Genomic DNA, 14307 nt, shown 5'->3' on the forward strand with positions numbered 1-14307 from the left:
TTCCGTTCCCGAGCCCGCACCATTGCGGCCTCGATGGCGATCGGCAGGCCGGAGGCGATTGACGGCGCACCCCGAAGGGGCCTGGCAGCCAAGGAGGACTTTCTTGTTCCGCGAGGAATGGCGGCGCAGCCGGTAGGGGAAGAAAGTACGACGCCGCTGTTGCGTCATAGGCGATCGAGGCGCAGCCGACCTTCGGCCAGATCAGGCCATTGAAGAGGCCGTTTGGAGCGGTCGAGGCACGGTCAGATAACGGAGAGAATGGTGGCCGTCCCGCACTAGCAAACCGGCGTCGGAGCAATACTTACCGGCTTCGTTTCCTCCCCGCAGGGCATCGGTGCTGCATCCTGACCCGCAACCGCCGGCAAGGAGATCGCCACGCCGGATGTTCGGTGGTGCAGCCAAGAGGTGCCCTGCCACGGCAACCGCTCCAACGAGGGCCGCTTCTCCGGGCCCGCGCTGATCCGCGCTCCATGTATCAATCGCAACGGCCTGAGACGGCATGGGCGGTCGCCACCCATCGCTGGTCGCCCTCGCAATGGCAATGCCGACGATCAGGCTCGCGCGAGGTCCCCGCCGGACGGACCCGGGGCCGCCGCCAACCCTGCGACACGTATAAAGGCGGTTATGCCCACCGCGATCGCGCCAATGACGGACAAGGCAATCTGCCATCCTTCGGAAGGCATGAGGTGCTTCACAATGCCATGCGTGGCGTGGAATCCCGCAATCGCCGCCGGTGCGACGAAGACGATGGCCACGATCAGCTTCAGCCACATCGGTCGGACGAAGGTGATCAGCAGGTGGCCCGCCGCTAGCGTGAGGGCGGCGGCACCGGCACCGACGAGAACCGCGCCGGGAATGCCGGCGCCGGTGCCGTGGGCCCAGGCCCCTGCGGTCACGCCGACGAACGCCGGCAGCGCGAAGACGGCCAAGGTGAACAGCAGCCAGCAAAGCAGGCCGATGGCTGCGAGGGAAGCGAGTGCTGCAAGGATGATCATGGTGGTGGCCTCCGTGAGAAATAGTCTGACGGTCGCACCTCCACCACCACCACGGCGCGCTCAAACTATAGCTGAAAATCGACTGCGCCGGGAGCGGAAATCGCGGGCGACTTCCGCGCGGCAACGCCAGTTCGCCCCGGTTATGGGGCGAAGGGATCGATCTCGTGGACGATCGCGGCCATGTCGCCGTCGTACTCGCTGGCGGGTGTTACCGAGAGGGTGCCGTCACCGGCCTGGAAGATGATGATGGCGGCCATCAGGGTGGTGGCGAGGCTGAAGGCGAAGGCGTGCGCGTCGTTGAGGGACATCGATCCGGCTCCTGTTTGAGCGGAGGACCATCCCCCGCTGACAGGCGCCCGAAGTCTCGGACTGAACGCTGCAATCACCGCGCAGGCGCAGCCGAAGCGGCGGCATGCTCGCATAGCCGACCCTTTACGGGTTGATGGCGTCAGGCGATCAGTCTGACCAAGGATCAGCGCAGATAAGCGGGGGTGGTTATTGCTTCAGGAGCGGTCGCTTCGATGTCGGAAGCCACACGTGGGAAAGCTAGACGCCAAGTGTGGAGCGCTTGGACAGTTTCACGTCTCTTCAGGTTTCGCTGAGCCATCGCGATGCAGCTTGAGCGGCTTCGTCATTGTCACCGGCTCTTCGACCAGTCCACGCGACGATGCCATCGGGACGCACGAGAACAGCGTTCAAACCCAGTCTGTTCTTCACGGGTTTCGCCACATAGGAGAGCCGGTCCCCCCAGCGCGCTGCTACCGCCTGAAGGGATGCATGTGCGTCGAAGTCCAACAACAAGGCTTTTCCGTTCCTGAGTATCTCGCCGACCCTCACTCCGTCGGCCAGTTCGAAGTCTGGAACGCTGCGTCCCACGAGCGGGTCGCTATCCCCAAGATCATAGCGAAGCGAGACACCCCAGACGCGCTCGGCGAAATAGGTCGCGCCGTCGGGCGTGTCGATGAGATCGCGGATAACAGCTTCGAGCGCGCGCGTGCTCCGGCTCGGCCGCATGAGCGCGACCTGAGCCCGGGACCAGTCGAGAACCTGCGCGCCGAGCGGAAGGCGTTCGTTCGTATAGCTGTCGAGTAGATGAGCTGGTGCTTCACCACGGATCGTGGACGCCAGTTTCCATCCAAGATTTATCACATCGCCAAGCCCCAGATTAAGTCCTTGGCCGCCCAGAGGTGAATGGATGTGCGCGGCGTCACCTGCGAGTAGAAACCGTCCTCTGCGGTAAGCCGTCGCCTGGAAGGCGCGGTCCGTCCAAGTGGTGGCAAGCCTGAGGTCCGTCAGCGTGACATCCGTACCTGAAACCCGGCGCAACACCGCCTGTACATGTTCGAGCGTGATCGGGAGGGTCCGGTGGTAAGCCCCCCCGTCAAAGTCGACCATCGCGACCGTTGCGGGCGGCGCGTAGGTATACATGCCCGTTGGCGTGTAGGTACGGCCGGATTGGAGCTTATCCGGATCGTCCACCTCGATTTCGACGGAATAGCCTGTGAATTCGGGATCGGTTCCGACGAAATCGAAACCGCCAGCCTTTCGCACGGTGCTGCGGCCGCCGTCGCAGCCGACGAGCCAGCGTCCGCAGAAGATCTCGTTACCGGCTCGAACGATCACGTCGTGATCCGACTGTTCGATATCATGGACGCCGAGCCCGCGCCGAATCTCCACACCCATTGCGCTGGCCCGAGCCGCCAGGACAGTTTCGAGAGACTCCATCGTCACCATCATGCTGGCGCCAGCTGGGCTTGGCAGACGGTACGGCCATTGGGTCTCGTCGATCTTGTCGTGGAAAAACTGAATGCCGGCGAAATGACCAGCCGGACGCCGGACCTGCTGCGCCCAGTGGGCGGCTGCCTTGGTGGCGCCCGTGACATCGTTTGCCCGCTGCGCCTCGATGACAGCGTCCAGCAGGCCTCGACGATAAAGGGCTTCGATGGTAGGCGCGGAAAGACCACGCATGCCAAACGGGAGGCGCTTCAGAGGCGAACGCTGATCCTCGGCTTGTTCCAGTACCAAAACCGAGAGATCGAAGAGTCGTAGTTCGCAGGCGAGAAACAGGCCGACCGGACCGGCGCCGGCAATCACAACATCATAAAGTTTCGGATGGTGGCTGTGCATGAACTGCTCCTATGTCGATGTTCGACCGGAGCGTTCCTCGCCATTGAGAACCACACGGACGAACGAAGGGGCGCTTATTCAGCGTCCGATGTTCGTCGTGGGGATCTCGTGCACGAAGCCAGAGACCAGAGCTTTCGTTACCGAAAGGACTTGGGCTTACCAAACCAAGTCTGCCTTTTCCGACAATGGATAGTAACGCCGCGGCGGTTGATCGGCAACCGCTACGGCGGGAAAGTTCCTGCGGATATATGGCTTCGTTCCGTGCGGCGCTCACGCGCCGCCGAACTTCCAGACAGGGATGCCGAGCTTCTTGGCCTTGTCGGCGAGGTTGTCGTTGATGCCGGTGCCGGGGAAGTGCATCACGCCTTTCGGCAGAACTTCCAGCATCTCGTCATTGCGCTTGAAGGGCGCTGCGCGGCCGTGCTTTGTCCAGTCCGGTGCGAAGCCGATTTGCGGCACGTTGCGGTTCGTGGCCCAGAGCGAGGCGATCTTTTCGGCGCCTTTCGGAGATTTGCCGTGCATCAGCACCATGTCGGGGTGCTTTTCGTGCACCTGATCGAGCTTGCCCCAGATCAGCCGGTGGTCGTTGAAGTCCAGCCCACCGGTAACGAGGATTTTCGGACCTGCGGGAATAAGGATCGTCTGCTCGGCGCGCCGTTTCGCTGCCAGGAAGTCGCGGCTGTCAATCATCGCCGAGGTGAGATTGCGGTGGTTGACCTTTGACCCACTTCGCGGGAGCCAGGCTTTGCCGACGTGGCGCTCATAGTGTTCGGCTGCCTGGTCGCGCATCAGCTCGAAGGCGTTGCGGCGTTCGATCAGGGTCTGGCCCTCGGCCGTCAGGCGCTCCAGCTCGACGGCCTTCACTTCGCTGCCGTCCTGTTCGCGCTGGCCGCGGCGCTGCGCCTGTTCATTGTCGTCCAGTTCGCGCTCGATCCGGTCGGTGGCCCGGTGGAAGACGTTGACCGTTGACCAGAGGAGATCGTCGAGGTCGGGCCCGAGGCGGGTGTCCTCCAGGGTGGCGATCAGGGCGTCGAAGATATCGGCGATGGCGCCGGCGACATGGTCGCCCTCCGGAAGCGGTCGCGGATCGGGTTCATCCGTGAAGGGACGGTAGCCGTAAAGCTGGAGTTCGCTCAGGACATGGTCGGTGGGGGAAGAGGCGTGGTGCGGTTCGTAGTCGTCGTGCTCGCTCATGGGATGCTCCGTCGGTTCGACCGCGACCCTCGCGGCCTTCATGGCGACGAAAGCCGGCGGGCGGGCCGGACCTGCACCCGCAGCGAAGCGGAGGGCCGGAGCACAGCGGAGGAGGACGAAGGCGGGCTATTTTGCCTCGCGATGGAAAGCGGCCCTCGGCCGCGCCGGAAAATAGTCCGCCGCAGACATTGCGGGTCCGGGCCGTTTGCTGGCCGATCGCCCTCTCGAAGGCCGGGGCGCGGTTCTCTCCGACCTGGGGATCATCCGAGCGATGCCGACGATGGCGCTCCCGCCGCCTGCATTCTCCTGTCGGCCTATGCCGCCAGCGCCATGAAGCGCGCGACGTCCTGTGGCGCGATCTGCACCCGGGCCGCTGCCCGGAGGCTGTCCAGACCAGTCAAGCGGAGATCCTCGTTGAAGTCGCTTGAGGCTGGAGACACTACGACCGCCTCGATCCCGGCCGCGTTCGCGCGTTCGATCAGGGTCGCCATCGCCCCGTCGCCGGCCGGATCATTGTCGCGGGCGATGTAGAGCCGGCGCAGCGTGTCGGGGAACAGGATGGCCGAGAGATGTGCCGCTGAGAGCGCCGCCGTCATCGGCATGGTGGGTAACGCCATCCTGAGCGACAGTATCGTCTCGATGCCTTCGCCGGCCGCCATCACCTCGTCCGCCACACCGAAGCGAACGGCATGCCCGAGGAGGTCGCCCATCGCTCGTCTCGGCGTGTCAATCGGGGCCTTGTCCGAGCCGTCCGGGGCGAGCCAGGTGCGATGCGCGCCGGTTTGACGCCCGTCGAGATCGGTCACCGATGCGATCATCGCCGGCCAGGTCTCGGTCGGAGAGTGCTCGTCAGGGCGGTAGTAGCAGCGGGGGTGGAAGCGCAGGCTTCCGGTTCCGTGCAAATCCGTAATGCCGCGTGTGCGCAGATACGTCTTTACGAGTGTGTCTGTAATCGGCTGCGCCATGGCAAAGAGCCGTCGTGCCGCTTCCGGTGATCCTGATGGCGCCGGTGATTTGCGCTCGCCAGCATGCGGACGATCCGGTTCGGGATGCGGCATCGACAGGAAGGTGCGCGCCTCCTCAGTGATGTCCTGGAAGTCGACCAGACCGCAGCTCTCGCGGATGACGTCGAGGAGATCGCCATGCTCGCCGGTGGCGGCGTCGGTCCATTTGCCGGCCGCGCCTTTGCCGGTCTCGCCACCCTTCAGCCGCACGAACATCGAGCGGCCGGCCGTGTTGCGCACATCGCCGACCAGCCAATAGCGGCCCTCCCGATGACCGGCAGAGAGGTAGTGGCGGCACACCGCCTCTGCCTGCCGGCCGAGACGGATTGCCAGTTCGGAGGCGTCCTGTCGTGCCATCACGCCACCTCCCGCTCGCCGATGCGCTCGACGGGATAGCGCTCCAGCACCTTGGCCAGAATGGCATTGCCGGTCCCATCTGTCGGCACGAACATCCGCAGCTTCCACGAGATGATCTCGCGGAAGAGGCCATAGGCACGCAGACGGTCGCGCATGGCGTCGGTGAAGCCGGACAACTCGATGCGGTTGGCGCCCATGACCCGGACGCGGCGAAGCTGGAGCCCCTCGGCCAAGTCGAGGATGGTCTTGCCGTCCATCAGCGCCACGAAGGCGTCGTCCGGCGTCAGGGTCGATGTGCCGTTGGCGAGTGCGCCGGCGACCCAGGCGGGGGAGACGCGACGGCCAACGATACGCTCGCCGTCATCGGTCTGGAGCCGGTAGACCCGCGTCGACTCGTTCGGCAGCCGCCTCCAGATCGGCAACAACAGCCCGCTGACGACATGGATGGTGCTCTCGGCAAACTCCTGCACCTCGGTCAGCTCGGCGTTCCATGCCGCAGTGAAGGCGATCCGCTCCGCCTGCACCCAGTGGGTCTCGGCCATCATCTTGATGGGAATATTGTGCGCCTCCATTGGCCGGATCAGCCGCACGCGTCGTTCGATCTCCCCATCGTCCAGCATGATGCTGGTGGTCGGTATCTGCACGGCGGCGCGGCCCGAACGCTCGTTGATCAGCAGTCTCGCGCCCGGGTCATCGAGATGGTCGAGCGCCTCGGCCAGCGTCACGGGACGGTTGCGCTGGCGCTGGGTGATGGTCAGCAGCCGGGCTTCGGCGCCGGTTCCGGGATGGACATGGATCGTTCGGCGATCGGTGACGACGAAGCTCTCGGCCTGCAGCGTCTCCAGCCCGACATCGTAGCTGCCGGAAGCAATGGCACCTTCGATCTTGGCGTTCAGCAGCCGCTCGAACGCCGTGAACAGGACGCCCTGAAGGTCGATGGTCTGCGCCAGCAACCTGTTCAGGAAGGTGGTGATCGGCGGCAACTCATCCTTGATGCCGGTGGAGTCCATCAGCGAGAGGCCGGTGGCATCCTCGAACATCTGGAGCGAGCACCCCTCGACCTTGCCGCGCACCAGCAGCAGGTAGAGTTGCCGCAGGGCGTCTCGGGCGTAATGGCTTTCCAGATTGTCTTCGGGCCGAAACAAGCCCTGACCGCCGGTCTGGCGCTGGCCGCGCGTGATCGCGCCCAGGGTGTCGAGGCGGCGGGCGATGGTCGAGAGGAAGCGCTTCTCGGCTTTCACGTCCGTCGAGATCGGCCGGAACAGCGGTGGCTGCGCCTGGTTGGTCCGGTTGGTGCGGCCCAGACCCTGGATGGCGGCGTCGGCCTTCCAACCCGGCTCCAGCAGATAGTGGACGCGCAGTCGCTGGTTCCGCGCCGACAGGTCGGCATGGTAGCTGCGCCCGGTGCCGCCCGCGTCCGAGAAGATCAGGATACGCTTCTGATCGTCCATGAAGGCCTGCGTCTCGGCCAGATTGGCCGTTCCGGCGCGGTTCTCGACGGCGAGGCGATCGATACCGCCGGGGCCGGTCTTGCGGACGATGCGGCGCGAGCGTCCCGTCACCTCCGCCACGACATCGGTGCCGAAGCGCTGGACGATCTGATCGAGCGCGCCGGGAACCGGGGGCAGCGAGGCGAGCCTCTCGATCAGACGGTCGCGGCGAGCGACGGCGTCGCGGCTCTCTACCGGCTGGCCGTCGCGAAACACGGGCCGCGACGACAGATTGCCCTCGCTGTCGGTGAAGGGCTCGTAGAGCTGCACCGGGAAGGAATGGGCGAGATAATCCAGAACGTACTCGCGAGGGGTGATGTCCACCCGGACATCGTTCCATTCCTCGGTGGGAATTTCCGCGAGACGGCGTTCCATCAAGGCCTCGCCGGTCGAGACGATCTGGATCACGGCGGCATGGCCGTCGGCCAGGTCTTGCTCGATCGAGCGGATCAGCGTCGGCGTTTTCATCGAGGTCAGCAGATGGCCGAAGAAGCGCTGCTTGGCGGATTCGAAGGCCGACCGGGCGGCGGACTTGGCCTGTCGGTTCAGCGTGCCCCCACTGCCATCAGGGCCGCCGGTGATGTTGGCGGCCTGCATTGCGGCGTCGAGATTGTTATGGATGACGGCGAATGCCCCGGCATAGGCGTCATAGATGCGCGTCTGCTCGGGCGTAAGCTGGTGCTCGACCAGTTCGTATTCGACGCCGTCGTAGGAGAGCGACCGGGCTGTGTAGAGGCCAAGGGAGCGGAGGTCGCGGGCCAGAACCTCCATCGCCGCGACGCCGCCGTCCTCGATCGCCTCGACGAATTCGGCGCGGGTCGAGAAGGGGAAGTCCTTGCCGCCCCAGAGGCCGAGCCGTTGGGCGTAGGCGAGATTGTGGACGGTGGTCGCGCCGGTCGCCGAGACATAGACGATGCGCGCATTCGGCAGGGCATGCTGGAGCCGCAGGCCCGCGCGGCCCTGCTGCGAGGCGGCGACGTCGCCGCGTTCTCCCTTGCCGCCTGCGGCGTTCTGCATGGCGTGGCTCTCGTCGAAAATGATCACTCCATCGAAATCGGAGCCCAACCATTCGACGATCTGCTTGACGCGGGAAAGCTTCTCGCCGCGGTCGTCGGACCGTAGCGTGGCATAGGTGGTGAATAGGACGGCTTCCGAGAGCGTGATGTTCTTGCCCTGCGGGAAACGCGACAGCGGCGTAACCAGCAGGCGCTCCATGCCGAGCGCCGACCAGTCGCGTTGTGCATCCTCCAGCAGTTTGTCGGATTTGGAAATCCACACCGCCTTGCGGCGGCCCTGCATCCAGTTGTCGAGGATGATGCCGGCCGACTGGCGACCCTTGCCGGCGCCAGTGCCGTCGCCAAGCATGAAGCCCCGGCGGAAGCGCACGGCGTTCGGCGCATCGTCGCTCGCGGCCGAGATGACGTCGAAAGTCTCGTCGAGCGTCCACGAACCGGCGAGGAAGTCGGCATGCGCCTCGCCGGCGTAGATGACGGTTTCCAGCTGGGCGTCAGAGAGCAGGCCATCCGGGACGATGTTTGCAGGCAGCCAGGGCCGGTAGCTCGGCCTGGGTGGCGCGACCGACGCCATCGCGACGGATTGCACAAGCTTGGTCGGATGGGCCTGCGCCCCGGGAATACGGATCGCCTGCAATCCATATTCTTCATAGATCGCGTCGGTGATCCGGCCGTCTTCGGCGGGTGTCCATTCCATGGTTTCATAGGCGAGTTCGACGCCTTCCGGCTCGATGGACGCGGGCGTGGCGGGCGCGGCAGTGGTACGGGCGCGGTATCCGCGAATGGTGCGGGGCGACGCGGCGGACGCCGAGGTTTTCACTGGCGGCAGGGTTGAAGTCGGACGCGGCGGAACCTGTGTCTCGATCCAGCCGAGCAGCGTGGAGACGTCGGGTGCGATACCTGGCGAAGGGGGAAATGCCGAACGATCGTCGGCCGACAGCTTGTCGATGACCGTCAGCCGCGTGTCGATGGTCGTGCCGTGCTTGGCATAGACCGAGCCGTCCACGGCTGCGGTGAAGACGACGCGGCCACGCTCCTGAAGCCGGACGAAGGCCGCGGCCCAAGCCGGGTGGTCGGGGCTGAAGTTGGCGCCGGTGATCGCCACCAGCCGCCCGCCATCGGCAAGCCGGGCCAGTGCTGAAGCGACATGGCGATAGGCGGCGTCGACCATGCGACCGGAGACGTTCGCCATGACGGAGAATGGCGGGTTCATCAGCACGACTGTGGGGGTGGCGTCCGGCGCGAGGTGATCGTCGATCTGGGCCGCGTCGAAGCGCGTGACGGCAACGTCCGGAAACAGCGCAGCGAGAAGATCGGCGCGGGTTTCGGCCAGCTCGTTAAGGAGGAGCGTTCCGCCTGATATCTCGGACAGGATGGCGAGCAGGCCGGTGCCAGCCGACGGCTCCAGCACGATGTCGCCAGCAGCAATGGAGGCCGCCGCCACGGCGGCAAGTCCGAGCGGCGCCGGCGTCGAGAACTGCTGGAGCGCCTGCGATTCTTCCGAGCGCCGCGTATGCGTCGGCAGGAGCCCGGCGATCTTCCCAAGAGCGGAAAGACGTGCAGCCGGAGATGCGGCCTTACGGAAAAGTGCCTTTCCGTATTTGCGCAGGAAGAGGACTGTCGCGACCTCGCAGGCCTCATAGGCCGCCTTCCAGTCCCAGGCGCCGCTGGTGTCGGATGCGCGGAAGGCCGCTTCCATCGCTGCACGGAGGAGCGCGGCGTCGATGCGCTGGCCGCGTTCGAGATAATCGAGAAGCTGCTGCGCCACGGCGAGGGTCTGGGACGCACGGGTCACGGGCGCGGCCAGAAGGGCCACGGGAGACAGAATGTTCATGGGGGGACCTCGGGAGAGCGGAAGGGACAAGCCCGGCGGCGCTCTCTCTCGACCGCCCGGACTCGATCCGTCCCGGCCGTCCTCTTCCTCTCGTCCGCTGACATAAAAAAGCGCCCCACCGTGAGGCCGGGCGCGCGCATGGTCGGGAATCATCGCACAGCTCCCTCCGCTAGCCACCGGCCGGTGCTGATCCACTCGATCGTGCGGCCGGTGGAGAGATCGAGCAGATGGGCGCCGCCGGAGAAGCCGTCGATGACAGGGTCCGAGGCGACGCCGGCCCACTGAAAGCCCCAGGTGCTGGTGAGGGCGAATGTCTCGGCGCAACGGGTGACGAAGGTGACCAGCAATTGCGGATCGGCGGTGCCGGGGTCGCGAAGCCAGAGGCGTGTCGCGCCATGCTCGGGCGTGAGCGAGAGCAGGAACGGCTCGGCGGGCGGGTCCTCGCGACCGTTCTCGGCCATCAGCGCGGTGTAGATGTCGAACGCCCGCGCGACATTGGCGAGCGAACCGACGTCGAGTAGGCAGGAGAAGCGGGTGAAAAAATCGGGCATGTCGGGCTCCTGAAACGAAAAGAGCCCGGAGCAGGGCCGGGCTCGGAGTGGTTGGAATTGGAAGGTGCGGAGCGGCCGAAGCCGCCCCGCGAGCCGCTCATTCGGCGGCGATGAGGTGACGCTCGTCGTCTTCGCCATCGGCCGGCGATTCCGTTTCTTCGTCGGCGCTGAGGAAGTCGGGCAGCTCGGCGCCCTCGGTTTTGCCATCGCCGTCCGCGTCCGGTGCCGGATCGCCGTCGACACCGGCAAGTCGAAGCGGCTCGGGCAGCCAGCCGCTGTCGGCCAAGAGACGCTCGGCCTCCTTGGCCATGTCGCCCTTTTTCAGATGACCGATAAGCTCGGCCGCCCGCTCGCCGGCGCCTTCGCGGACAGCTTCGAGGATGCGCGGCTTGGTGACACGGTTGAGGTAGTTGCCGAAGGTTGGACGCCAGCCGGCTTCGACCAAGTCGAGCCCGGTCGCCCGCGTCAGCCGGTCGGCCTGCGAAAGCCTTTTGTCGAGGGCGTGCTGAGACACGCCGCCCGCGCTGTGCGGGTTTGGCCGCTCATAGAGCGCGTTCACGCCATAGCTGACGCAATGCGCCAGCAGAGCCATGCGGCTGGCGTCGTCGAGACCAGCGAGCCAGTCCCAAAGGGCGTCGTCGTCCTTCGGGATGTCACCGGCCCAGGCGTCGTGACGCTCCTGGACGGCCCGCGCGGAAGAGCTGTCTTTCAGCGCCTCGTCCTGAACCGGGAAGAAGATATGCTTCACCCCCGCTTCCATGGCGCCCGTGTACATGCGGGTCATGAAGTTGTCCGAGACGAGCTTGTGGAGAAGCGCCGTCATGGCAATGTGCGGATTCTCCGCCACCGCGTTGCGCAACGCGAGGGTGCGGTAGGCGGTCAGCTCGATCACGAGGCGTTCGGGCAAGGGCTTGATCCCGTCGTCCTCATCGTCGTCCGGTTCGACAGGCTGGCCGCCGATGGTGATGACGGCGCGCTGCACCGACGGGCTCGCGGTGCCATCGGATTCGATCTCCTTCTCCGATCCTTCCTCACCATCGGTCCGGACTTGAGGCACATCCTCGGGCCGGACGAAGCCGCGATCGACCGAAAGCGATCCGTTGGCGTCGATGCTGACGAAGACACCGGCGATGGCGATGTCGGCCGGCTCGAAGTGCTCCGGGCGATCGTCGAACGCTACCAGAGCCGTCTCGATCTCGCCCATACGCTCGTCGACCTCATCGGGCAGCTCGTCGGCGTCCTGATATTCCGCTTCGAGCCTGGCCTGCTCGGCGGTGAGCGCATCAATGGTCGCCTGTTCCTCGGCCGACAGATCGATCGGCGCGCCGGAGACCTCGTGCAGGCCGCGTACCGCGTCGTAGGGGAAGCTGACCGCGACCTCGATCCACTTCCAGCCTTCGGCGGCGATAGCCTCGGCCTCTGCCTTCAACTTCTCGGCGACGAGGCGATCGAGAAGCCCGACGTCCTGCAGCCAACCGCCATCATCGGCCTGGAACAGGTCGCGCATGATGATGCCGCCGGCCGCCTCATAGGTGTCGATGCCGAGGAAGGCGGCACGCTTGTCGGACGCGCGCACCGCGGTCTCGGTCAGCATGCGCCGGATCTGATAGGGTTCCTTTGACCAGGAGTCCTTGATCGCGTCCCAGACCTGGGTCTGACGCTCGTGATCTTGTGAGACGGTGAAGGCCATGAGCTGCTCCAGCGCCATGCCGTCGTCGGCATAGACGTCGTGGAGGACCGGTGAGACGGTTGCGAGGCGTAGCCGCTGTTTGACCACGTTGACGGGCACGAAGAACGCCGCGGCGATCTCTTCCTCGGTCATGCCCTTGGTCAGCATGTCGTGGAAGGCGCGAAACTGATCGAGCGGATGGAGCGGCGCGCGCTCGATGTTCTCGGCGAGCGACACTTCCTCGGGAAGGATGACGCCGTCGCGATCGCGGACCACGCAGGGCACGGGTGCGACCTTGGCGAGACGCTTCTGCTTCACCAGCAATTCGAGTGCGCGGAAGCGGCGGCCGCCGGCGGGCACCTCGAACATGCCGGTCTCGTTGCCTTCGGCGTCAACGACGGGGAAGACGCTGAGGCTCTGGATCAGGCCGCGCCGGGCGATCGAGGCTGCGAGGTCCTCGATCGAGACGCCGGCCTTCACCCGCCGGACGTTGGACTGGCTGAGCACCAGCCTGTTGAAGGGGATGTCGCGCGAGGACGACAGGACGATCTTCTGAACAGCAGTAGCCATCGGGGATTACTCCGCGACGGGCGGCCGAGAGACTCTCTCTCAACCTCCAACCCGTCACGGAGCGAAGCGCCGCCCTCTTCCTCTAAAGGGGGCAGCGCCACGGACCGGCAAACCAGAAAGGCACGGAAGCGCAAAGCCGGAGACACGGACAACCGCATCCCCGGCTTCGCGGAAATCAGGCAGCTCGATCGAGCAGCTTCTTGGCCTTGCCCTCCATGTCGAGGCGGGCGTCCTGATGCGGCTTGTCGCGCGCGACGGCAGTGATGCCCTGCACGAAATCGAAGATGGACTCAGGCGGGCTACCTTCCTCCGCCAGCACCGTGTCGATGATCTTGCCGGTCTCGGCCTTGGAGAAGCCGCGACGACGCAGGAAGTCAGTGCGGTCTTCGTCCGTCCTGGCGACAATCCGCTCGCGGGCCGCCCTGATGCCGTTGACGAACGGCAGGGGCGAGGAGTTCGCGAAGTTCAGCAGCGCCGGGGCTGCCTCGTGGGCGAAGCGATTGGCGGCATATTTGGAGTGGCGGATGGTGATTTCCTCGAAATCCTCCACGCCCCACAAATTGCGATTCTGGCAGACCGCGCGCAGATAGAAGCTCGCCATGCCGAGCGTCTTGGCGCCGACCTCGGAATTCCAGCAATAGAAGCCCCGGAAATAGAGATCCGGCGAGCCATCGGGAAGGCGGCCGGCCTCAATCGGGTTCAGGTCGTCGACCAGGAACAGGAAGACATCGCGATCGGAGGCATAGAGCGTCGTCGTGTCCTTGGTGATGTCGACGCGCGGATTGTAGATGCCGGTCGACCAGTCGAGCACGCCCGGCACTTTCCAGCGGGTGTCGCCCGTGCCGTTGCCGGCAATACACTGCACCGCCTCGACCAGTTCGTGATCGTAGATGCGGCCATAGTCCGGGCCAGTGACGGCACGCAGTTCGACACGGCCAGTATCGGTTTCGAGCGTCTTGATCTGCTCGGCCCGATTGGAGGTCAGGCCGTATTGCAGGTTGATGGCGGCAAGTGCGGCTGGGAGCTGCCGAAGATAGGCGGCGGGCGCTCCAACCAGGCTGGCGAGCTGTCCAAAGGACCAGTGTGTTGGCGCGGTGGCCGTGTCGGTGCCCGGCAGGATCAGCGCTAGCCGTTCCGGGTCGTTGCGGTTCGCCTCGACGTGGATGAGCGCGCTCTCCACCACCCGCGTCCGGCTGCGTTCGGTGCGGTCGCGGACCGTGTGGGCCAACTCGGAGAGGGACAGGTAGCGCTCGTCGGCCGGACGCGAGAACCACTCAGACGAGACGCGGCCGATCCGTTCGCCGCGGCTGACATCGACCTTGTAACCGCCGCTGGTGTCACGGCGCGCATCGAGAACTTGCATGTTCATGGGACCAAACTCCATGACGGGCGTCGGAGACCTCTTCTCCAACCTTCAACCCGTCACGGGAAACAAGTCCACTCTCTCACTCTCAGCGGGGCGTTGCGGGGCAGCCGCCCCGCAGAAGGGGTCGGTCGAGACCA

The 14307-nt window shown here is 65.5% G+C and carries 9 protein-coding genes; all 9 read right to left on the bottom strand.

From position 1 onward, the window contains the following. Positions 1-551 precede the first annotated feature (551 nt). The 9 genes from G3A50_RS17445 to G3A50_RS17480 all read right to left on the bottom strand — a co-directional run bounded on the left by G3A50_RS17445 (position 552) and on the right by G3A50_RS17480 (position 14173). On the bottom strand, positions 552-995 hold the full coding sequence (locus tag G3A50_RS17445) for a hypothetical protein (RefSeq protein WP_163076440.1): 444 nt from the start codon (positions 993-995) through the stop codon (positions 552-554). Positions 996-1135: 140 nt separating this feature from the next. Further along, positions 1136-1303, bottom strand: coding sequence for a hypothetical protein (locus G3A50_RS22415; RefSeq protein WP_164714525.1), 168 nt, complete (start codon positions 1301-1303; stop codon positions 1136-1138). 280 nt (positions 1304-1583) lie between these two features. After that, entirely contained in the window at positions 1584-3122 is a 1539-nt protein-coding gene (locus G3A50_RS17450; RefSeq protein ID WP_163076441.1) for an FAD-dependent monooxygenase, read from the bottom strand. Positions 3123-3392: 270 nt separating this feature from the next. Continuing rightward, positions 3393-4316: a DUF2493 domain-containing protein gene (locus G3A50_RS17455; RefSeq protein WP_163076442.1), complete on the bottom strand. Its 924-nt coding sequence runs from the start codon at positions 4314-4316 to the stop codon at positions 3393-3395. Positions 4317-4630: 314 nt separating this feature from the next. Beyond that, on the bottom strand, positions 4631-5677 hold the full coding sequence (locus tag G3A50_RS17460) for a DUF7146 domain-containing protein (protein ID WP_163076443.1): 1047 nt from the start codon (positions 5675-5677) through the stop codon (positions 4631-4633). After that, positions 5677-10014 carry a strawberry notch family protein gene (locus tag G3A50_RS17465; RefSeq protein WP_163076444.1) on the bottom strand — a complete coding sequence of 1446 codons (4338 nt, stop codon included), beginning with the start codon at positions 10012-10014 and terminating at the stop codon, positions 5677-5679. Before G3A50_RS17465 ends, G3A50_RS17460 begins: the two co-directional genes overlap by 1 nt. 149 nt (positions 10015-10163) lie before the next feature. After that, positions 10164-10565, bottom strand: coding sequence for a hypothetical protein (locus G3A50_RS17470; protein WP_163076445.1), 402 nt, complete (start codon positions 10563-10565; stop codon positions 10164-10166). A 97-nt stretch (positions 10566-10662) separates the two neighbouring features. Further along, on the bottom strand, positions 10663-12804 hold the full coding sequence (locus tag G3A50_RS17475; RefSeq protein WP_163076446.1) for a ParB/RepB/Spo0J family partition protein: 2142 nt from the start codon (positions 12802-12804) through the stop codon (positions 10663-10665). Positions 12805-12979: 175 nt separating this feature from the next. Further along, positions 12980-14173: a DUF932 domain-containing protein gene (locus G3A50_RS17480; protein ID WP_163076447.1), complete on the bottom strand. Its 1194-nt coding sequence runs from the start codon at positions 14171-14173 to the stop codon at positions 12980-12982. Between the last annotated feature and the right edge of the window lie 134 nt (positions 14174-14307).

Origin of the sequence: Ancylobacter pratisalsi, assembly GCF_010669125.1 — a bacterium.
Taxonomy (GTDB): Bacteria; Pseudomonadota; Alphaproteobacteria; order Rhizobiales; family Xanthobacteraceae; genus Ancylobacter; species Ancylobacter pratisalsi.

What these genes read in the sequence shown, in the direction of transcription:
- G3A50_RS17445 (WP_163076440.1), bottom strand. Translation starts at nt 995, where the DNA reads ATGATCATCCTTGCAGCACTCGCTTCCCTCGCAGCCATCGGCCTGCTT.
- G3A50_RS22415 (WP_164714525.1), bottom strand. Translation starts at nt 1,303, where the DNA reads ATGTCCCTCAACGACGCGCACGCCTTCGCCTTCAGCCTCGCCACCACC.
- G3A50_RS17450 (WP_163076441.1), bottom strand. Translation starts at nt 3,122, where the DNA reads ATGCACAGCCACCATCCGAAACTTTATGATGTTGTGATTGCCGGCGCC.
- G3A50_RS17455 (WP_163076442.1), bottom strand. Translation starts at nt 4,316, where the DNA reads ATGAGCGAGCACGACGACTACGAACCGCACCACGCCTCTTCCCCCACC.
- G3A50_RS17460 (WP_163076443.1), bottom strand. Translation starts at nt 5,677, where the DNA reads ATGGCACGACAGGACGCCTCCGAACTGGCAATCCGTCTCGGCCGGCAG.
- G3A50_RS17465 (WP_163076444.1), bottom strand. Translation starts at nt 10,014, where the DNA reads ATGAACATTCTGTCTCCCGTGGCCCTTCTGGCCGCGCCCGTGACCCGT.
- G3A50_RS17470 (WP_163076445.1), bottom strand. Translation starts at nt 10,565, where the DNA reads ATGCCCGATTTTTTCACCCGCTTCTCCTGCCTACTCGACGTCGGTTCG.
- G3A50_RS17475 (WP_163076446.1), bottom strand. Translation starts at nt 12,804, where the DNA reads ATGGCTACTGCTGTTCAGAAGATCGTCCTGTCGTCCTCGCGCGACATC.
- G3A50_RS17480 (WP_163076447.1), bottom strand. Translation starts at nt 14,173, where the DNA reads ATGAACATGCAAGTTCTCGATGCGCGCCGTGACACCAGCGGCGGTTAC.